The organism is Enterobacter sp. E20 (assembly GCF_000801755.2).
GTDB classification, from domain to species: domain Bacteria; phylum Pseudomonadota; class Gammaproteobacteria; order Enterobacterales; family Enterobacteriaceae; genus Enterobacter; species Enterobacter asburiae_B.
On record NZ_CP012999.1, the window covers coordinates 1,591,440 to 1,611,509 of the forward strand.

Annotated in this window: 22 protein-coding genes and 1 tRNA gene; 9 read left to right on the plus strand and 14 right to left on the minus strand. The window is 55.4% G+C overall.

Features of this window, described 5'->3' with window-relative positions:
- Nucleotides 1–12: 12 nt before the first annotated feature.
- Nucleotides 13–459, minus strand: a complete 447-nt coding sequence (locus tag NI40_RS07340) for a YccF domain-containing protein (protein ID WP_023311032.1) — start codon at nucleotides 457–459, stop codon at nucleotides 13–15.
- A 123-nt stretch (nucleotides 460–582) separates the two neighbouring features.
- On the opposite strand from NI40_RS07340, the gene helD reads away from it, so the two are divergent.
- Entirely contained in the window at nucleotides 583–2,637 is a 2,055-nt protein-coding gene (gene helD / locus NI40_RS07345) for a DNA helicase IV (protein ID WP_039261617.1), read from the plus strand.
- Nucleotides 2,638–2,693: 56 nt separating this feature from the next.
- Here the strand turns inward: helD and mgsA are convergent, their stop codons facing one another.
- Complete coding sequence (gene mgsA / locus NI40_RS07350) at nucleotides 2,694–3,152, minus strand: methylglyoxal synthase (protein WP_033145124.1); 459 nt, start codon at nucleotides 3,150–3,152, stop codon at nucleotides 2,694–2,696.
- An 80-nt stretch (nucleotides 3,153–3,232) separates the two neighbouring features.
- Nucleotides 3,233–3,895, minus strand: a complete 663-nt coding sequence (csgI, locus tag NI40_RS07355) for a curli synthesis inhibitor (RefSeq protein WP_039261618.1) — start codon at nucleotides 3,893–3,895, stop codon at nucleotides 3,233–3,235.
- A gap of 173 nt (nucleotides 3,896–4,068) precedes the next feature.
- Between csgI and NI40_RS07360 the strand changes: the two genes are divergently transcribed.
- Nucleotides 4,069–4,482 (plus strand): CoA-binding protein, encoded by a 414-nt coding sequence (locus tag NI40_RS07360; protein ID WP_023311036.1) that lies wholly within the window; start codon nucleotides 4,069–4,071, stop codon nucleotides 4,480–4,482.
- A 32-nt stretch (nucleotides 4,483–4,514) separates the two neighbouring features.
- Here the strand turns inward: NI40_RS07360 and hspQ are convergent, their stop codons facing one another.
- Nucleotides 4,515–4,832: a heat shock protein HspQ gene (hspQ, locus tag NI40_RS07365; RefSeq protein ID WP_008499919.1), complete on the minus strand. Its 318-nt coding sequence runs from the start codon at nucleotides 4,830–4,832 to the stop codon at nucleotides 4,515–4,517.
- A 60-nt stretch (nucleotides 4,833–4,892) separates the two neighbouring features.
- A complete protein-coding gene (gene rlmI / locus NI40_RS07370) occupies nucleotides 4,893–6,083 on the minus strand; it encodes a 23S rRNA (cytosine(1962)-C(5))-methyltransferase RlmI (RefSeq protein WP_032658151.1) in 1,191 nt (396 codons plus the stop codon).
- 173 nt (nucleotides 6,084–6,256) lie between these two features.
- Here rlmI and NI40_RS07375 point away from each other — a divergent pair, with 173 nt between their 5' ends.
- The 3 genes from NI40_RS07375 to yccX are packed head-to-tail and all read left to right on the plus strand — an operon-like array spanning nucleotide 6,257 to nucleotide 7,906.
- Nucleotides 6,257–6,814 carry a kinase inhibitor gene (locus NI40_RS07375; RefSeq protein ID WP_039261620.1) on the plus strand — a complete coding sequence of 186 codons (558 nt, stop codon included), beginning with the start codon at nucleotides 6,257–6,259 and terminating at the stop codon, nucleotides 6,812–6,814.
- Between the two features lie 10 nt (nucleotides 6,815–6,824).
- Nucleotides 6,825–7,613 carry an AraC family transcriptional regulator gene (locus NI40_RS07380; RefSeq protein WP_039261622.1) on the plus strand — a complete coding sequence of 263 codons (789 nt, stop codon included), beginning with the start codon at nucleotides 6,825–6,827 and terminating at the stop codon, nucleotides 7,611–7,613.
- A gap of 11 nt (nucleotides 7,614–7,624) precedes the next feature.
- Nucleotides 7,625–7,906 carry an acylphosphatase gene (gene yccX / locus NI40_RS07385; protein WP_033145129.1) on the plus strand — a complete coding sequence of 94 codons (282 nt, stop codon included), beginning with the start codon at nucleotides 7,625–7,627 and terminating at the stop codon, nucleotides 7,904–7,906.
- Here yccX and tusE read toward each other — a convergent pair.
- The 6 genes from tusE to NI40_RS07415 all read right to left on the minus strand — a co-directional run bounded on the left by tusE (nucleotide 7,903) and on the right by NI40_RS07415 (nucleotide 14,138).
- Entirely contained in the window at nucleotides 7,903–8,232 is a 330-nt protein-coding gene (tusE, locus tag NI40_RS07390; protein WP_008499913.1) for a sulfurtransferase TusE, read from the minus strand. The two genes, yccX and tusE, sit on opposite strands and share 4 nt — an antisense overlap.
- Nucleotides 8,233–8,301: 69 nt before the next feature.
- Nucleotides 8,302–8,853, minus strand: coding sequence for a LuxR C-terminal-related transcriptional regulator (locus NI40_RS07395; RefSeq protein WP_029739911.1), 552 nt, complete (start codon nucleotides 8,851–8,853; stop codon nucleotides 8,302–8,304).
- Nucleotides 8,854–8,863: 10 nt separating this feature from the next.
- Nucleotides 8,864–10,021: a CfaE/CblD family pilus tip adhesin gene (locus NI40_RS07400; RefSeq protein ID WP_039261627.1), complete on the minus strand. Its 1,158-nt coding sequence runs from the start codon at nucleotides 10,019–10,021 to the stop codon at nucleotides 8,864–8,866.
- A 1-nt stretch (nucleotide 10,022) separates the two neighbouring features.
- Nucleotides 10,023–12,740: a TcfC E-set like domain-containing protein gene (locus NI40_RS07405; protein ID WP_039261629.1), complete on the minus strand. Its 2,718-nt coding sequence runs from the start codon at nucleotides 12,738–12,740 to the stop codon at nucleotides 10,023–10,025.
- A gap of 72 nt (nucleotides 12,741–12,812) precedes the next feature.
- Nucleotides 12,813–13,319, minus strand: a complete 507-nt coding sequence (locus NI40_RS07410) for a CS1 type fimbrial major subunit (RefSeq protein WP_021240847.1) — start codon at nucleotides 13,317–13,319, stop codon at nucleotides 12,813–12,815.
- Between the two features lie 75 nt (nucleotides 13,320–13,394).
- Nucleotides 13,395–14,138, minus strand: a complete 744-nt coding sequence (locus NI40_RS07415) for a fimbrial protein (protein WP_039261631.1) — start codon at nucleotides 14,136–14,138, stop codon at nucleotides 13,395–13,397.
- Between the two features lie 309 nt (nucleotides 14,139–14,447).
- Between NI40_RS07415 and NI40_RS07420 the strand changes: the two genes are divergently transcribed.
- A complete protein-coding gene (locus tag NI40_RS07420; RefSeq protein WP_033145134.1) occupies nucleotides 14,448–15,203 on the plus strand; it encodes a winged helix-turn-helix domain-containing protein in 756 nt (251 codons plus the stop codon).
- Nucleotides 15,200–15,676, plus strand: coding sequence for a hypothetical protein (locus NI40_RS07425; RefSeq protein WP_039261633.1), 477 nt, complete (start codon nucleotides 15,200–15,202; stop codon nucleotides 15,674–15,676). Before NI40_RS07420 ends, NI40_RS07425 begins: the two co-directional genes overlap by 4 nt.
- 54 nt (nucleotides 15,677–15,730) lie before the next feature.
- Here NI40_RS07425 and yccA read toward each other — a convergent pair whose 3' ends face one another.
- A complete protein-coding gene (gene yccA, locus NI40_RS07430; protein ID WP_039261635.1) occupies nucleotides 15,731–16,390 on the minus strand; it encodes an FtsH protease modulator YccA in 660 nt (219 codons plus the stop codon).
- Between the two features lie 269 nt (nucleotides 16,391–16,659).
- Here yccA and NI40_RS07435 point away from each other — a divergent pair, with 269 nt between their 5' ends.
- Both NI40_RS07435 and NI40_RS07440 read left to right on the plus strand, forming a co-directional pair.
- Complete coding sequence (locus NI40_RS07435; protein WP_039261637.1) at nucleotides 16,660–18,288, plus strand: ABC transporter substrate-binding protein; 1,629 nt, start codon at nucleotides 16,660–16,662, stop codon at nucleotides 18,286–18,288.
- 130 nt (nucleotides 18,289–18,418) lie between these two features.
- Nucleotides 18,419–18,506, plus strand: a tRNA-Ser gene (locus NI40_RS07440).
- Between the two features lie 247 nt (nucleotides 18,507–18,753).
- On the opposite strand, the gene NI40_RS07445 is transcribed toward NI40_RS07440, so the two are convergent.
- Nucleotides 18,754–19,590, minus strand: coding sequence for an alpha/beta fold hydrolase (locus NI40_RS07445; protein ID WP_032658141.1), 837 nt, complete (start codon nucleotides 19,588–19,590; stop codon nucleotides 18,754–18,756).
- Nucleotides 19,591–19,841: 251 nt separating this feature from the next.
- On the minus strand, nucleotides 19,842–20,060 hold the full coding sequence (locus tag NI40_RS07450) for an acyl carrier protein (protein WP_008499867.1): 219 nt from the start codon (nucleotides 20,058–20,060) through the stop codon (nucleotides 19,842–19,844).
- Nucleotides 20,061–20,070 lie beyond the last annotated feature (10 nt).

Genomic DNA, 20,070 nt, shown 5'->3' on the forward strand with positions numbered 1-20,070 from the left:
GCCGGTCCTTATTTACTGAAAACGACGACGCGCGTTTGCTTCACGCGCCGCCTGGGCCACTTCTACCGGAACAACCCTGCGACCGACGGGCCAAAGGGCGATAGCGGCGATCTTAAAGTTTGCGATCCCCACCGGAATACCAATAATCGTGATGCACTGTGCAATACCGGCAAAAATATGCATGATGCACAGCCACCAGCCGAAGAAAATCAGCCACAGTATGTTCAGCAGGGTTCCGCCCGTATTCATCAGGGCGTTTTTGCTCTCCGGATTCAGCTCGTCAACGTGGATAGCTTCATTCCCGTAGGGGATTAAGGAGAGTTTTGTGATTTCCCAGCAGGAACGGGTCAGGGGAAGCGTGAAAATCAGGACGATGCTCACCAGCGTGGCAAAAAGCCAGGAAAGGGTGGTGGCAAAACCGCCCAGCACAAAATTCAACACATTCAGAACGGTACGCATAAACCCTCACTTCCTTTCGATAAAATTAACGCCCAATGATTGTAACGTTTTTTTAGGCTGGAGCACCTTAAAACTGGCAGTTAAACTGTCAGGTAAATTATCTCTTCGTGGATTTGGCGGAACATGGAACTGAAAGCAACGTCGTTAGGCAAACGCCTGGCGCAACACCCTTACGACAGGGTGGTTCTCCTTAATGCCGGGGTGAAAGTCTCCGGAGAACGCCACGAATACCTTATTCCGTTTAATCAGCTTCTGGCTATCCACTGTAAACGCGGGCTGGTGTGGGGCGAGCTGGAGTTCGTTCTGCCTGACGATAAAGTCGTGCGTCTTCACGGCACCGAGTGGGCGGAAACCCAGCGTTTCCATCATCACCTGAACGCACTGTGGCAGCAGTGGAGCCAGGATATGAGCGTAATTGCCGCCCAGGTGCTGCAGCAGGTGCTGGACGATATCGCGCAGATCAACGCACAGCACGCGTGGCTGACCCGTCAGCAGACCGCCGGGCTGCAGCAAAAGATCCGACAGGCACTCTCGGCGCTGCCGCTCTCCGTGACGCGTCTCGACGAGTTTGACAACTGTCGCGACGCCTGGCGCCAGTGTCAGGCGTGGCTGAATGATAAGGATAAAAGCCGTCTCGCCCATAACCAGGCCTGGACGGACGCCATGCTCACCCAATACGCCGACTTTTTCAGTACGGTGGAATCTTCACCGCTCAATCCGGCCCAGGCGCGCGCGGTGGTCAATGGCGAGCAGTCGCTGCTGGTGCTGGCGGGGGCCGGTAGCGGTAAAACGTCGGTACTGGTGGCGCGTGCCGGCTGGCTGCTGACGACCGGAGAAGCGGTAGCCGATCAAATACTGCTTCTGGCCTTTGGCCGCAAGGCTGCTCGGGAGATGGACGAACGCATCCAGGAACGTCTGCACACGCGGGATATCACGGCCAGAACCTTCCATGCCCTTGCGCTGCATATTATTCAGCAGGGCAGTAAAAAAGTGCCTTCCATCAGTAAGCTGGAAAACGACGCGCAGGCGCGTCAGGCGCTGTTCATCAAAACGTGGCGCCAGCAGTGCAGTGAGAAAAAGGCGCAGGCGAAAGGGTGGCGGCAGTGGCTGGAAGAGGAGCTCAGCTGGGAGGTGCCAGAGGGCAGCTTCTGGCAGGATGACAAACTGGCGCGTCGGCTGGGTTCGCGACTTGACCGCTGGGTCAGCCTGATGCGAATGCACGGTGGAACGCAGGCAGAGATGATTGAAAGCGCGCCGGAGGCGATCCGCGATCTGTTCTCGAAACGGGTCAAGCTGATGGCTCCGCTGCTGAAAGCCTGGAAAACCGCGCTGAAAGAGGAAAATGCCGTCGATTTCTCCGGTTTAATCCATCAGGCCATCATCATTCTTGAGAAGGGACGTTTTGTCAGCCCGTGGAAACACATTCTGGTGGATGAGTTCCAGGATATCTCTCCGCAGCGTGCTGCACTACTCTCGGCGCTACGGGCGCAAAATAAACATACGTCGCTGTTTGCGGTGGGGGACGACTGGCAGGCCATCTATCGCTTCAGCGGGGCGCAGCTCTCCCTGACAACCGCGTTCCACCACTATTTTGGCGAAGGGGATCGCAGCGATCTGGACACCACCTACCGCTTCAATTCACGCATTGGTGAGATCGCCAACCGCTTTATCCAGCAAAACCCGCATCAGCTGGCCAAGCCGCTCAATAGCTTGCGCCCAGGGGATAAAAAAGCCGTCACCCTGCTTGCAGATGACCAGCTGGAGCCGCTGCTGGACAAGCTCAGCGGCTACGCGAAGCCCGATGAACGTATTCTGGTGCTGGCGCGCTACCATCACCTTAAGCCCGCAGCGCTGGAAAAAGCCGCCACCCGCTGGCCGAAACTGCAGCTTGAATTTATGACCATTCACGCCAGCAAAGGGCAGCAGGCTGACTATGTGATTGTGGTGGGGCTGAAAGAGGGCAGCGACGGTTTCCCGGCCCCGGCCCGCGAGTCGGTGATGGAAGAGGCCCTGCTGCCGGTGCCGGAAGATTTCCCGGATGCCGAAGAGCGGCGTTTGCTGTATGTGGCCATCACCCGCGCGCGGCATCGCGTGTGGCTGCTGTTCAATAAAGAGGAGCCATCCGTGTTTGTCGATATCCTGAAGAGTATTGATGTGCCGGTGGCGCGTAAGCCATAACGATGTCAGGCAAGATTTTGTAGCCGGGTAAGGCGTAGCCGCCACCCGGCAAAAAGCTACTTCAGTCTATCGGAAAGATAACGCTGATAGTCCGGAATAAGGATATCAACCGGCGAGTTAAACTGCGGCGATTCGATGATGAAATCCGCCGTCGACAGGTTCGTCGCCACCGGAATATTCCACACCGTCGCCAGGCGCAGCAGCGCTTTGACATCCGGATCGTGCGGAACCGCGTTCAGCGGGTCCCAGAAGAAGATCAGCACATCAATTTTCCCTTCGGAAATCTGCGCGCCGACCTGCTGATCGCCGCCCATCGGGCCGCTCAGCATGGCATTCACCTGCAGACCCGTTTCGCGCTGGATCAGGTTACCGGTTGTGCCGGTCGCCGACAGGGCGTGCTTTTCCAGCGAAGGCTGATGGCGGCGAACCCAGTTAAGCAGCATTTGTTTACAGTGATCGTGCGCCACAAGAGCAATGTGTTTGCGCTCAGGCAGCGTGCGTGTTGTCAGTTCCATAATCATATCCATCAGGTTAACTGACTACACGATGACGGGAACCGTCTGACTCTGCAAGAGAAAGGCGTAAAAAATGTGGCTTATGATGAAGGTTGTTGTTTTGCCCACTGTAAAAAACGGGCCCGCGTGTCGGGATCGGCCTGCTGGAACCAGAATTTAAGGCGCTGTTCCGTCAGGGTCTGGGACTGGGGAGGAATGACGTCCAGTTCAGAGACGCCGGATAGAAGCGTACTGTCGTCCGCCATCATGGTGGCAAACTGCGGAAGCGATGCGCGTTTTCCCGCTTTGTTATAAGTCTGGGTCGCGGCCTCGTAATCCGGGCCTTTCGGCGAGGTTGTTAACACCAGAATATCCAGCTTCACCGGGATCGGCATCGCATTCCCGTCCAGCAGTTCAACGCGGGGTGAAGCGTCAAAGGCCGCAGATTCCTTCTCCGTTTCAAGGCGAGGCAGGGTGATGTTCACCTGACTGATTTGCCGGGTATTAAAGCTGACGATCAGCGGCGGGGAGATGTACATCCGTTGCTCGTGATTAGCCAGACCGATCGACTTTTCTACCCGAAAGACCAGCTGATGCGGCCCGTTATCTAACTCGATGCTGTCTGCACCGCGCAATAACGAGCTGGAGACCTTTTTTCCGTCCAGTACAAGAAGATCAATGTCGGTAGAGAGCCGGAGCGTGGTAGCAAAAACGCAGACCGGCATCACTAACGCAATCAGGACAGTGGCAATACCGGTTTTCATAGAAGGCTCCCGTCAGAAATCCTGTCGCCGCATTAATGTATCTAAATTTTTCGATAATCACGTTTACTAACATATAGACATATTTCGCCGTTTTGCCCTCATGCATCTGTATGGGATGGATGGTTGAGATGTGCGGTTTGGCGTACACTTTTAAAAAAGCCAGGAGAAAAACCATGAAAGAGAACGATATTGCCGAGATTCTGACATCCACGCGTACCATTGCGCTGGTGGGCGCGAGCGATAAACCCGATCGTCCAAGCTATCGGGTGATGAAATACCTTCTCGATCAGGGCTATCACGTTATCCCGGTCTCGCCAAAAGTGGCGGGGAAAACACTGCTGGGTCAGCAGGGTTACGCTACGCTCGCGGAGGTGCCGGAAAAAATTGATATGGTCGATGTCTTCCGCAATTCCGAGGCGGCGTGGGAAGTGGCGCAGGACGCTATTGCCGTAGGCGCGAAAACGCTGTGGATGCAGCTGGGCGTGATTAACGAGCAGGCCGCCGTGCTGGCGCGGGATGCGGGGTTGAAGGTTGTCATGGACCGCTGCCCGGCGATCGACATCCCCCGTCTGGGGCTGGCGAAGTAAAAAAAGCCCGTTATCGGGCTTTTTTTACACGCTTAGTTCCGCAGGCGCGGAGCCTGTAACTGTTTGCGGATAGTCTGAGCAAGCTCATCCATTGTGGGTTGCTCCGGATGCTCTTCCTGCAGCTCGCTACTCAGCTGCGCTTCGGCCAGATAGGTGTGAACGGGTTGTCCATCATCACCTTCCATTACCACATGGTACCAGGGCGCGGCGCGAAGCTCTGCGTTCACCGCCAGCTCGTCTGCTGACGGTTCATCAAGGGAATACTCCGGGTCGATATCCACGACCACACCCAAATACCCTAGCAAAGTGTGGCGGACCTGCTGGCCGATACCGAATTTGCTGGCAATCATAGTCACCTCCCGGGAAATACGACTTACACGTTATGTGCGGGCAATATTTCTCTTTTCAAGTTACATGACGCGACAGGCAAACCCTTTCAGATACAGTCCTTCCGGGTAGGTAGCAATCACGGGGTGATCGGCTGCCTGACGGAACTGCTCTATAAATTGTACATCACGGCCAGCATCTATTGCGGCATCGGCGATGATTTTCTGAAATAAATCTGTGGTCATCAGGCCGGAGCAGGAGAAGGTGAGCAGAACCCCGCCCGGATTCAGCAGCTGGATAGCCAGCATGTTGATATCTTTATACCCGCGGCACGCGCCCATCAGCTGGCTTTTGTTTTCCACAAACTTCGGCGGATCCATCACGATGACGTCGAACTTCTCGCCCTGATCGCGATATTTACGCAGCAGCTTGAACACGTCATCGCGGACAAACTCCGCTTTGCTCAAGTCCAGCTTGTTGAGCTCGACGTTCTGTTTTGCCACGTCCAGCGCTTCCTGCGAGGTGTCCACGCTTACCACCTGGGCACAGCCGCCCATCAGCGCCGAAACGGCAAAACCGCCGGTATAGGAGAAGCAGTTCAGCACGCGTTTGTCGGCAACGTACTGACGCGTAGCCAGACGGCTGTCGCGCTGGTCGAGGTAGTAACCCGTTTTGTGCCCGCCCTGAATATCCACCAGCAGCTTCATGCCGTGCTCTTCAATCGGCAGCAGGGCCGGTGGCAGTTCGCCCGTTACGGGCCCCTGAGTCAGCTCCATGCCTTCTTTTTTGCGCACCGCCACATCGCTGCGGTCGTAAATGGCGCATTCCGGGAACAGCGTTTGCAGCGCGCTGATCAGCGCGGCACGCTGGTATTCCGCTCCGGCGCTCAGGAGCTGCAGCACCAGGAAGTTACCGAAGCGATCGATGGTCACGCCAGGCAGGCCGTCGGACTCACCGGCAATCAGGCGGTAGCTGTCCAGCCCGTCGCGTTTTGCCAGCCAGTCGCGCCACTGCTGCGCCTGCTGCAGGCGGCGAACGAAGAAGTCGATATCAATGGTTTCATCTTTATCAAACGTCCAGACGCGAGCGCGGATCTGGGACGCTGGCGAGTAGGCGCCTCGCGCTAACCATTTCCCCTGATGGTCAACGATATCAATGGTTTCACCGAGGCTGGCTTTGCCTTCCATACGGGCAACCGCGCCGGAAAAGACCCAGGGATGACGGCGCAGTAATGATTTCTCGCGCCCTTTGGCTAACACTAAACGTACACTCATAATTTGCTGTTCTGTCGATTTCAGGAAATGGCGCGTAGATTACCACATTCAGCAAGGCGCAATCATCTGCGGATACCGTTGAGCGTTTCGGCACAAAATCAAATCGCTTAGGCACATTACGATATTGCAGCAGGCTTTACAGTAGGGCTTCCGGTACAGCAGAGGGAGCATCCATGAAAAAGCGCAGTGTGATAGCAATAGCCGCTCTGGCGGCGATGAGTTTTCAGGTTTTAGCAACAACGCCTTTCGACGTCACCAGCCGGGATATTTCCGGCGAAAGGCGACTGGCGCAACAGCAGGTATTTGAGGGGTTTGGCTGCCACGGTGGGAATATCTCACCGCAGCTGGCATGGAAAAATCCGCCTGCCGGTACGAAAAGTTTTGCCGTCACGGTATATGACCCGGATGCGCCCACCGGCAGCGGCTGGTGGCACTGGACCGTAGCCAATATCCCGGCGAAGACAATGACGCTGCCCGCTGATGCCGGTAACCCGAACGGCGAGAAATTACCTGCCGGCGTTGTGCAGGGGCGTAATGATTTCGGCTATTCTGGATTCGGCGGCGCATGTCCACCCGAAGGGGACAAGCCTCACCGCTATCAGATTACCGTCTGGGCCCTGGACGTGGATAAACTGCCCGTCGACAACAATGCCAGCGGCGCGCTGGTCGGTTTTATGCTCAATAGTCACGTTCTGGCAAAGGCTCAGTTAACAGCAACCTACAGCAGATAAGGATGGCAGGGTGCAGGAGTTTCATTTTCGACATAACCATCTTACCGCGGGTGAAGTGACTGCCAGCAAAATGCATCGCCTGCACCAGGTTAAGCTCTTTTTTCCGGCTATTTGTCATATCACTCACGGCACTAAGGTGATAGTTCAGGATGATAACCGCCTGGAGGCGACACGGGATGAGCTCATCATTATCCCGGCCAATACGGCGATGGAGATTATCAATCAGCCTGTAAACGGTCTGTTTCACTCGGATTTGCTGATGTTATCCCCGGAGATCGTCGCCGAGTTTAAGGCGCATTACCTGAAATCCTGGCCGCGCACGACGCTGCATTCGCTCTGCGCCCCGCTGAGCGAGGGGTTGGCGTTTATGTGGGACAATCTGCTGCACGCCGTGCGTCAGGATTTACCGGAGGCGCTACAAAAGCATCAGGCTTTCGGCCTTTTGCTGGCCCTGCTGCACGATGGCGTGGCGGGTCCGCTGCTTGTTGAGCGCAACAGTAACCTGACCGAGCAGGTGCGGCAGTTCATTATGCTGTCGCCCGCCAGAGACTGGACCGCGCAGGACGTTGCCAGCCGTCTGGCCTTAAGCGTGCCGACGCTGCGCAGACGCTTGCGTGAAGAGTCGCAGAGTTTTCGCCAGATCGTGGAGGAGGTGAGGATGGCCGTTGCTTTGTCACAGCTCCAGTCAACCCGATTACCGATTGGCGAAATCGCATTACAATGTGGGTATCTTTCCAGCTCTCGTTTCACCGCCCGTTTCCGGCAGCACTATGGCTGTTTGCCGAAAACGCTACGTTAAGGAGAAGAAAAATGTCAAAAGTCTGCACCATTGCCTGGGTTCACGGCGTTGTTCAGGGCGTGGGGTTCCGCTACAGCACCCAGCGCGAAGCGGTTGAGCTTGGGCTAACGGGATACGCGCGAAATAGGGACGACGGCAGCGTTGAGGTGGTCGCCTGCGGCGAAGCGGAGCAGGTCGACAAGCTGGTGGCGTGGCTGAAAGCGGGTGGGCCGCGCAGCGCACGGGTTGATAAGGTCTTAACGGAACCGCATCAACCCGGGCGGGAATACGTAAACTTCGGGATTCGGTATTAAATACACTTCACCGGCTTAGGCAGGCCGGCAATTTTGGTGGCCTGTTTTGCCGGGCCTTTCGGGAACAGACGATACAGATAGCGGCTGTTGCCTTTCTCTTCGCCGAACTTATTGGCCATGGCTTTAACCAGCATGCGGATCGCCGGAGAGGTGTTGAATTCAAGATAGAACTCGCGAACAAAACGCACCACTTCCCAGTGTTCGGGGGAGAGGGTAATCCCTTCGTTTTCCGCAATTTTCTCCGCCAGCGGCTCGCTCCAGAGCGTCGTATCTTTCAGATAGCCTTCGCTATCGGTCTCAATTTCCTGGCCTGCAAAAATGAACATAATCTTCTGTCGTCTGTGAAAAAAACGGCGACAGTGTAGCAAAAAAGCCGCCGAAGGATAAGCCGTGCCCTACAGGAGCAGTTGCAGCAGATTGTTGGCATTAAGCTTTTTCAGCGCGTTGCATTTATGGGTCGAAACCTGCTTCTCAGACATACGCGTCACGATGGCAATGTGGCGTACCGGCAACCCGGTAAGCATCAGATCGAGCACGTTAAATTCAAGGCCGGTAAGACAGCAGTCAAGGCTTCGGACGCGGCGAGGCTCTTTTGCCAGCAGATATGCCGCATCTGCGACGGCGATCCGGTCATCGATGATATAAAGGGTTAACGTACTGAAACGCTTGCGTAAATGCGTCGCCAGCGCCCACCCCTTTTCATTGCAAACCAGATACAGGCTGCCTTGCCAGCGGGCGGCTTCCAGTCTGAGCAAAATGTTTATCAGCGCCTGATGCGTGGCGGCCACGGAAAAACGGCAGCGCACAACAAGCACGCGGCGGCTAAGCAGCGCTGGCTGCCATTGCACGGTGTCGCTTTGGACCTCTGGCTGAACGCCCCGACGCAGCAGCGCGTAGCGCAACCCTTCGGCGTAAAATCGATTATTGTCGAGAATGGCGTAACTCACGGTGACCTCGTTATAACGTGCTGGGCGTATAGATAACGCGCAGCGTGCCGGTATAGTCGCCCGCGTTTTTGCTGCTGGCGGCAAACGCAGGCGTTTTCAGGATAATAGGGGCAGGGATGCACAGTACGCTTTCGCGTCCGCCGGGCAGCACGACCTGACGCAGATGCTGCGGATCGTTTGTGCCTTGCCACACCAGGGTTTTACCGTTCGCGACGGTTTCGGTTGCGCCTGTGATTGGATTGGTGACGGAGACCCGATAATCGAGACGATCCCGCGTATCGGTCTGGCTACCGCCGCGTCGCCTGATAGAAAACGCGCCTTCGGCACGATCCGCTGAGGGGAGTCCGTCATCCTCAAAGCGAAGATAGGCGCGGGTGCTGGTGCTGTTATTACCGTCATACAGGCACATATCCAGCGAGTTTTCACCCTGGATCTCACTACCACCCGGCCGCCCCGGGAAGTTGGTCAGGTTGAGGTTAACGATGGGCGTTGAGTGCGGAAATGCCGGCAGATAAATTTGCTGATTACCCGGATCGACCACCTCAATGCGAATGTTTGCCTGCCACCTGGCGATAGTGAGATAGCCAGGGCATCCGACGTTTACGTCATTGAAGTTCCCGCCACAGTCGGCGCTCCCCCATTGACGCAGGTTCTGCTTAAGCGTTGCGGTCCAGATCCCCGGCAGGGCGAGCTTATCCAGTTCGCTTTTCACAATATAGAAATCGAAGTAGGGCTCTCTGTTCCAGTCAGCGATTGTGGCCGTTCCCCCTGTCACAAAGCTGGCAAAGATAAACACTTTATTGTTGATAAACATGTAGTGATCGCCATACACCTTGATATCCACCGTCTTGCTGGTGAGGGCATGCGTGAAACGTAAATTGATGGCATAGGGCGCGGCCGGGTTACCCGAGAACCAGACCGGAGAGTTCATGCAGGCCCCGTACGTGGCGTCAGTCCGGGACTGACAGGTCAGGGTATTACGTCCCCACTTTTGCGGGTCGGCGGCGTCAAAGCCGCCCGATTCATGAAACCAGATATCGAAACGCGCAGGCGGTGCCGTGCGATCGAAGCTGATCCCAACGCTGGTGTTTCGTCCCGCAGGGGCGCCCGCCAGCGCCTGGCCTGTCCACAGGCTTAAGAACAGTAATATAAAGAAGCACTTAATCACATCATTTCCCTTTAGTGAGGTTGTCGGCGTTCATGGCAGTTGGACCGGCAGGTACCGATCGTCCGGCGAGCATCAGCTGCGCCTGCTGCTGGACGGCATCCGGCAGGGCGGAGAAGGTTAACTCCCGGCAAGGAATTGAGCCGACATAGCGCACCACGTCGCGCATACTTTTCACGTTGAGTTCGCACTGATAAAACTGCTGCTGGCGCACCAGGTAGAGGTTATGCAGCAGGGCATCACTCTGGGCGCTGAATCCGCCGTTGCCAAGATCGCTCAAGCCGTTAACGTTCAGCGGCACGCCACCGATAAACGGCGAATGACGCTCGTCGGTTAACTGGCCGAGCCAGGTGTAGCTTGCGGTGGTTTGCACATCCCGACGCAGCAGTTTGCCAGGCACCATAAACAGCGTTCTGCTGCCTGAACCTTGCGTGATCTCACTGCTGGCTCCCCGGGATACGTCCAGCGATTCGTTAATCGTCAACGTTGTCTGCTGGTAGCCCGGCACTGCGAAGAGGGCGCGGCTATTGCCCGGAATGTCTGCGCTCCCGCTGTTATCCAGCGACACGGCAACGCTCGGAGCCTGGGTATCTTCCGGTGTGGCAACGTTAACCGCGACGGCGGAAGCAGGACGACCGTCGCTCCAGCGTCCCAGCCACAGGCCAGAACGCGACAGCGCAAGGGTCGAGCTGTAGTTGCCGCTGCTGCTCAGCGTATGGCGCCTGTCCTGACGATCCCAGGCGTCGCTGACGGTCAGGCTGCCGTTGCCGTATCGCCCGCCCTGGCGCGTATAGGCTGAGGTATTCAGCGAGTCGCTGTTAATGCCCGACGCGCTCAGACCATACTCGTTTTCGCCGCGTGCATCGGCGTACCAGTTATGCGCCACGTTGTAGCTCAGCTGATTTTTTTCACGCTGCTGGTGCTGCCAGGTCGCGCCCATAGAGGTATAGCTCGAGGCATCACCCTGACGGTTATGCGCCATGGACAGGCTCACGCTCAGGTAGCCGCCTTTGTCCCTGCCGTCGCGGGCGTCATCGTGACGCATGAACAGGTTAATGCTGCTGTTAATGTTGAGGCCTCGGGTGCTAAAGGCATTGCTCAGCCCTCCCTGCCAGGCGCGCGAGCGCGAGCGGGTCATATAGACCGATTCCCACGGCAAACCCGCATCGTGGCGATCGTCGCTGTCCGGGAGCTCCCGACGTGAAACGTACCGTCCTTCGTTGCGGTTATCCGAATATCCGAGGCTCGCATACCAGGCGCCGACAGGGACGGAAAACATCACCGAGAGGGTGCGATAGCAGCCGTTCACGGCGTCAAACCCCGCGCTTCGGGTGTTGCAGTTTTCCGCTGATAGCGCGTTGCGATAGAGGCTCAGCGAAAAACCGTCGTTGTAGCTGATTTGCTGAATATTGCCGCGCTGGCCTTCGCTGCCGTAAAGGTAGCTAAACCGGGTACTCAGCACGCCGTCGATCGGGCCCGCGTTGAAGCCCCGGCTCCAGTCGAGCGCATTTTCCAGGAAACGCTGGTTTTTCTTTATCGTTGCTCCGCTGGTCAGCGCCAGGGTCGGGGTGACGGGCAGGCGCACACCCGCCTGCGCAACCGCGCTGCGTTCTTCGTTCCGATCGCTATTGTCGGTTTCACCCGCCTGCAGGAACCACTCGACGCGGTCAAATGGCGTAATGCCGGTTCGGGTAAACGGCACCTGCTCGGTACGCGTCAGCCGGTTATTTTCATAGATCGACAGCGTGACGGTGTAGCTCCCGTCCGGAAACGAGCGCGTGTCGAGGGTTTGCGCCCCGGCATTCAGGTAAAAGCTGGCCAGCAGCTGATTGCCACGGCGGGCGTCGATACGCGCGTCATGGGAAAGCAGTACGGTGACAGGAGTTCCCTTTGACTGCTGAACCGGATTAATCCACGCCCGTGTTGAACCCGTGCGCAGACCGCGAATTTTGCCCAGCGGCAGCTGGCTGAGGTTGATATTCCCGCCGGCATTACTGAACAGATCGCGGGTATCCATCTCGCCTAGCTGGACATAGTACTGACGCAGGATATCCTGGCGGAACCAGGCGTTGTTGACGGTGATTTCCTGCTGCTGCTGACGCCGTGAACGCTGTCCCAGCCAGGTCCAGTCGAGATTAACATAGCCGTCCTGCGTGAGCGCCAGCGCGCCGTTGCCCTGCACGGTAGCCGACTGATAATCCCTGTCGGCAACGAAGTTAATATTCTGCTGATGGATCAGCGCATTTTCGGTGTCCTGCGTGGGCTGATACCACTGATTTTCCGCGGTGGCTTTAGGCAGAAATTTCTTGTCCAAAAACAGGCTAATACGGGCGTTATTCTCATCATAGATAATGGCCGCGCGGTCGGTATCAATGTAATCGCAGCCCGCTGCGGAGCCGTTGCTGCTGCAGGCCAGGTTGCCGTTACGGGCAAGCGGAACGGCCAGCGCGGCAGACACGGTGCCAACGAGAGCAGGGTCGTCGTTAAACCGACGTTTGATGGCCGCAACCACGGTTTCAGGTGCGACAAAACTGACCGTTTCAAGCGTGATATCCGTTTCAAAAAGTCCAAGCGACTCGCCGTAGAGGTTGACCTCTGTCCACAGGCGCTGCGTTTTAGCCAGATCTTCAAAACCTGCCGGGACGGCCATCCCGGCGCAGGCGAGTTGGATGGATGCGGGTAACAAAGCAACAAAGAGGAGAGTATTTCTGTGAAACGCCATGAACGAGCCTCGACATCATCCTGACGTCAGAGGGTGGGCACCCTCTGACGTTATTCCTTAGGTGCTGTGGTGTTACGCACCGCCTTCCGTGGTAGTCGCCTGCGTCAGCATCAGGCTGACAACGCCGCTGTACTGACCGGTTTTCAGAATGCCTTTGGTGGTCTGAGAAATGGTCAGCGGCAGTACCGCTGAACCGTTTTCAATGCTTCCCGGGAACAGTTCGGTACCGGTATATTCCACATCGGCGGTAGAGAGGGTTTTGTCGCCCAGCTTCACCGTCATTGGGATGGTCTCAGCACCGTCGGCATTTGCCAGCTTCGCGGCGCTTACCAGACGAACTTTCACGTTGCTGGTGGCGGAGTTAGACCACACCTTGGTATTCAGGCGATAGCTTTCCAGACCGCGGCCAGGCAGATACTGCATATCGATGCTTGCCGGCAGCGGCGTGTTATCGGCCTGGGTCATGTCCAGCTGTGAATCAACGCTGGCGTTGACGGTAATATCTTTTTGGATCGCCAGCGCGCTAACGGACGTGGTCATCGCGGCAACAATCATCAGAGGTTTAAAGTACTTACGCATTGATATCTCCATATTTACAAATGAGCACCCTGGCTCTTTAAACAAACCCTTTGGGGTCTTTACGGTAACGTCGTGTTATTGCACGACGGGTAAATCAGCTTCTTCAGCGGTTTTATTCACCCAGTTGAAGTAGCGGAATTTATATTTCTGGCCTTGTGTATTTGTGAGCGTTTTTAATTTCCGTTCGGTATCCGGATAAATCGTCGCGTCTTCTTTAACCCATTTACACGACGAATCTGCGTCACAAATACCGATCTCTCTCAGCGGTACGCGCAGCGTACCGTTGTTTTTTAACGTGCCCCTGCGAGGGTCTATCGAGAGTGAAACCACACTTTTTTCCGGGGCGAGGTGGATCAGGGCGCCCCAGATCACATTGACGCCCAATGTCGCCGTCGCAGCCGGGCTTTCTGCCTTGCCGGGAATAATGCTGTCAGGCTGCTTTACCCCTTCAAAATAGACGCGCCAGGTGGTCTCTTTTTCCGGTGGCGTAAGCGATACCAAACGAACGACGCGCATGGCGCCTGCCGCGAGGGCAAATTTTTCGGGCGTGACAACAACGCTGCCTTCTTTCCACGAGGCCACATCAATCTCTTTTTCCTGGGCCGTGCCGGGATTAAGAATTTTCTTTTGCCTCACCCGAATGAACTGAATATCATCCGTTTTCGACGCTACCTTAATTTGCGCCGCACCGGACCTGTCCACATTCAGTTCCATGGGGTACACGCTCATATTGGCCATTGCCATTTCTGAGAAAAATGGCAATGACAGCGCGGCGACATAAAAGGCGGTTGTCATGTTCACTCTATTTTTCTGTTTCACATTCAGTCTGCCTGCTCTGAGTTCATCGGCGGCGCGTTAACACCAGGACACCGTCTGCTTTCGTATTGCTTCAGGGCAGGGAAACTTTAACCAGAACAGCGGTTTGTGAAAATTTGTATTAATTAACTCGTTAAATACAGGTTTTTATCCTGCTTTTCTGTCTTTAAGGTTGTATAGTTAAGCGAAAATACCGCGACCAGGGATAGGAAGAAAATTCCTTCTGATGAAAAAATAAGCAGGTCAGGAGGCGGTTTTCATGTCGATGTACCAGGGATTAAAAAAGCATGCGGTAACAGCCGAGAATAAAAGATGTTTTTTATATGCAATAATTCGTTGTTATTCGATCCTGAAGCACATGCAATAAGTCTTGTTGGACAACCAGAATCTGTATTAACGCTTTCGGCGCCAGCCGTGCGGCTTTTGCAGGAATTTATAAAACACAAAGGGCACGACCTGAGTCGGGAGGAATTGATCACTCGCGTTTGGGAGGAATTTGGCTTTACGCCATCGGGAAATAATCTCAATAAAGCGGTAAGCGAATTACGTAAAAGCTTCCAGTCTCTGGGAGAGGGGCACGAATTTATTGTGACCGTACCCCGTTACGGATTTCGCTTTGATGCTGAGGTGATTTTTCAGCCTGGAGAGAATATTCCATCCGTCGATCCGCAGCCCTCGGTCGCACCGCAAGAAGTAAAGCCTCAACGCGCCTCCATGAAAAAATGGGCGATTGTGGCCGTATTGATCGTCGCTGCGCTGGGGACGAGTCTCTACTTTAGCCGACAGCAGGGGATTTTCATTCCGGCGAAACTCAAGCCGGTTAAGGAAAAAATCGCGCGTTGCAGCATCTGGATTATCAACGATCACGGACGACCGCTGGTGCTATCGAAATTAGCGGAGCGGCTGGAGGCTAATAACGTGGCGTGCGGACGGGAGGAGTACGACATTTATTATTTCAGCGCCCGTTTTACTATTTCCGCTGCAGATGAGGTGTTTATTGGTGCCTGCCCGGTCAGCAAAACCAGCCTGTGTAAAACCATACGTTATAAAAGCGGGGCACAAAAATGAAAATAAAACTTCTTTTTGGCGTGGGCGGTGTCCTGGTTGGTTGTTCGCTGGCATTTTTTTACTTTTCCGGCAGCGTGGGTAAAAAGGATGTGCTGGCCTGCAGCACTGAATTTAATTTCACGCGCAATGAGGGAAAAGCCAGTGAAGTGAAGGTCAATACCGTTGCCCAGTTCTATTTTCATCGGGACGGTACCGGGTTGACCACCTATAAAGGCGCGGCAAGGGCTGGCGGGCAATGTTTGATCGTTGACAGGGATGTGGATTTTACCTGGCAGCAGCGGGACGATGATAACGTCATCGTATTGAGCTACACCAAAACCTGGCGTCGGCACAATGACAATACGCCTGATGCTCAGTGGGGTAGCTTCGCCAATCCGACCGCACGCTACTACCTTACAATCTCTGAACTCTCGCCTTCCGTGTGGCTGATTCAGGACCGGCGCTATCCCACCTATATTTGCCGGGGTGAGTAGGGCATAAAAAAAGGAGAATGCCACAGGCATTCTCCTTTTTTGTATCCGTTGTGATTAATCGCGGCTGGCGAAGCCCAGGATGCTCAGCAGGCTGACGAAGATGTTGTACAGCGACACATACAGGCTTACGGTGGCGCGAATATAGTTCGTCTCACCGCCGCGAATGATGTTGCTGGTTTCAAACAGGATCGCGCCTGAAGAAATCAGAATAAACACGGCGCTGATTGCCAGATGCAGGGCAGGCAGCTGCAGGAAGATGTTTGCCACCATGCCCACCAGCACCACCACAACACCCGCCATCAGCATACCGCCGAGGAAGGACATGTCCTTACGCGTGGTCAGCACGTAGGCCGAGCAGCAGAAGAACACCAGCGCGGTACCGCCCAGCGCAATGCCGATAAGGTCACCCATACCGGCAGACAGATACGCATTCAGCATCGGCCCCAGGATGTAGCCCAGGAAGCCGGTGAAGGCAAACGCGGACAGGATGCCGACGGGCTTGTCAGCGGTTTTGTAGGTCAGGAACATCAGACCATACATACCCACCAGCGTCAGGATCAGCCCCGGAGACGGCAGCATCAGCACGGTGCTGGCGGTGGCGGTGATCGCTGAGAAAGCCAGCGTCAGGCTGAGCATGAAATAGGTATTGCGCAGCACCTTATGGGTGCTGAGTAGCGATGTGCGGTCGCGTGAAGAAGTAATTATACGATCCATGAGTCACTCTCTTATGACAGATGTAATTAGTGGAAAGAATAGGAAACGGCACGCCAGTCTCAAAGTGGTTTTACCCATCTTTACTCAGCACGTTAGCGCTGTAGGCGGTTATTTCTTCTGCAGAAATCCGTTTCGCCAGTATGAACAACGGTTTGCGACAATTTACCAGATCAAGCTCTTATAGGTTACTGAAAAATATTGCGTTATTACCATTCGAACGCTAAGAGTTATTTCCGGATCGTCATAAAACAGACTATAAGGCGAAGGAAATGAAACCACAAACACGCACTCACTTTACGCTCTCTTTGTTAACCGCAGGGATCCTGTGCGCCAGCACGGCAGCCTGGGCGGCTAACGTGCCGGCAGGAACCGCGCTGGCCGACAAACAGGAACTGGTCAGAAACAACGGCAGTGAACCGGCTTCGCTCGACCCGCATAAAGTCGAAAGCGATGTCGAGTTCAATATTATCAGTGATTTATTCGAAGGGCTGGTGGGCGTTTCCCCGGCAGGAGAAGTTCAACCGCGACTGGCGGAAAAATGGGAGAACAAGGACAACACCGTCTGGACGTTCCATTTGCGTCCGGGCATCACCTGGAGCGACGGCACGGCGATTACCGCTGAGGATGTGGTCTGGAGCTGGCAGCGCCTGATCGATCCGAAAACGGCTTCGCCGTATGCCAGCTATCCGGGCAACATGCATATCGTCAACGCGGCCGATATTGCTCAGGGGAAAAAAGCGCCCGATACGCTGGGCGTAAAAGCGATTAACGACACCACGCTGGAAGTGACGCTCACGCAGCCAAACGCGGCCTTCCTCGCGATGCTGGCGCACCCGTCGCTGGTGCCGGTGGATAAAGTGCTGATTGGCCGCTTCGGGGATAAGTGGACCAAGCCGGAGCATTTCGTCAGCAGCGGGGCGTATAAGCTGTCGCAGTGGGTGGTCAACGAACGCATCGTGGCAGAGCGCAACCCGCGCTACTGGGATAACGCGCATACCGTGATTAACAAAGTCACCTACCTGCCCATCACCTCCGAGGCCTCGGACGTGAACCGCTATAAGGCGGGCGAAATTGACATCGTGTACACGGTGCCGATTAACCAGTTTGCCCAGCTCAAGAAAACCCTCGGCAGCGAGCTGGACGTCTCTCCGCAGCTGGCGACCTATTACTACGAATTCAATACCACCCGGCCGCCGTTCAACGACGCGCGCGTGCGTAAGGCGCTCAACATGGCGCTGGATAAAGACATCATTGCCGGAAAAGTATTAGGGCAGGGGCAGCGCCCGGCGTGGCTCATCAGCCAGCCGGATATTGGCGGCGTGAAGTTACAGAACCCGGATTACGCCAGCTGGCCGCTGGACAAGCGCATCGCGGAGGCGAAAAAGCTGCTGAACGAGGCCGGATATAACGCCAGCCATCCTCTGAGCTTCAACCTGCTCTACAACACCTCTGAATCGCACCAGCGCATCGCGATTGCGGCCAGCTCCATGTGGAAGAAAAACCTTGGCGTGGAGGCAAAGCTGCAAAACCAGGAGTGGAAAACCATGCTGGATACCATGCACACCCACAACTTTGACGCGGTGCGGTATGCGTGGATTGCCGATTACGACGATGCGGCGACCTTCCTGAACAACTTCCGCACGGGCGACAGCGAAAACACCAGCCAGTACAGCAATCCGGACTACGATCGGGCGCTGCTCAGTGCCGCAAAAGCCAAATCAGCGGAAGAGCGGGGTAAGTTCTACCAGCAGGCGGAAGATCTGCTGGGGCGTGATGTACCGGCTATTCCAGTTTATCACTACGTCCGCACCCACCTGGTGAAACCGTGGGTAGGCGGATTTACGCCGGATAAGCTGGGGTACTATTTCACGAAAGACATGTACATCAAAAAACACTAGGCCTGTGCTGATAAAATCGTCGATGTGTCGTCAGTTCAACCGATTAGACACGTTTTGACTATTTTTACAGCGAACGAGTGCAGCCACTCTTTACAGCTCGCGGTGAGGTGTTTATAGTTCGCCTCACTTAGGAAGTGTGGCCGAGCGGTTGAAGGCACCGGTCTTGAAAACCGGCGACCCGAAAGGGTTCCAGAGTTCGAATCTCTGCGCTTCCGCCAGATATAAACCCCAGGTTACTCGTTAACCTGGGGTTTTTCTTTTGGATTGACCGATCCGCCTCACGCTATTAAGACTCCGCTTTTTCCCTGTAAAAAACAGGCGTTATCATTCACCCCGTAAATATATTGCTATTTCTCACCGAGGCGGGTGGCGTTCATGCATTTAATTGGCAATTCAGAGATATCGTTGCGGATGCAGGAATGTTGGCCGGGTAAGCGCAGCGCCACCCGGCAATAAAGGCGACGTTTAAGAGCGGATAAAGGCCAGAATGTCCGCGTTGATGGTATCCGCGTGCGTGGTATGCATCCCGTGCGGGAAGCCCGGATAAATTTTCAGTACGCTGTTCGCCAGCAGCTTGTCCTGCAGCAGGGCTGCATTCTTATACGGCACGACCTGATCGTCGTCGCCCTGCAACACCAGAACGGGAACCGTGATGGTTTTTAGATCCTCCGTCTGGTCGGTTTCTGAAAACGCCTTAATCCCCTCGTAGTGGGCCTTTGCGCTGCCGATCATCCCCTGACGCCACCAGTTCTGGATCGTCCCCTGTGAAACGTCCGCGCCATCCCGATTAAAGCCGTAGAAAGGCCCGCTGGCGACGTCGAGGTAAAACTGGGCGCGATTAGCCGCCAGCGCTTTGCGGAAGCCGTCGAAAACCTCGATGGGCGTTCCGCCGGGGTTACTGTCCGTTTTGACCATCAGCGGCGGGACGGCGCTGACGAGCACCGCTTTGGCGACGCGCCCCTGCGGTTGCCCGTACTGCGCAACATAGCGGGCGACCTGTCCGCCGCCGGTGGAGTGACCGACGTGCACGGCATTGCGCAGGTCCAGGCTTTCAACCACGGCCGACGCGTCGGCCGCGTAATGATCCATATCGTGGCCTTCACTCACCTGGTCCGAACGCCCGTGTCCACGACGATCGATAGCGATAACGCGATAGCCTTCAGCGAGGAAGAAGAGCATCTGGTTATCCCAGTCATCGGCACTTAGCGGCCAGCCGTGGTGGAAAACAATGGGTTGAGCCTCTTTTGGGCCCCAGTCTTTGTAATAAATATTGACGCCGTCTTTCGTTGTTACGAATGCCATACCGCAGACTCCTCTGTTAAAGGCAAAACGTTCCCCGGCTGAGCGCACAGCGAATCATTAATGCCTTAATTAAGTTGGCTTTTTTCTCTTTCCCGTACCGACAGTACTCCTAAAGTGTAGGAGAAATAGTAAAAGCAGTCGGTTTCATTCCTGTGAAAGGGAGCAGAACAGCGTTCAGGGGGAGGGGGAACGAATGAAGGCTCTGGAGAGATCCTCCAGAGCCTTCAGGGCAGCATTAACAGCAGGGGCGTTTAGCGGTTTTCTTCAATATAGCGGGCCAGGTCCGCCGGGGTTTTTAGCACCGTCGCCACGTCAGTTGGCGGGATCATGCAGCCGTAAACGTCCTGCACTTCCAGCACCATATCGACCGCCAGGATGGAGTCGAGAATGTCGGATTCAATCAGTTCATCGTGAAAGCCCACCTTACGGGATAACACTTTTTCGAACAGGGCGAGAATTTCTTGTTCCATAATTTTTCCT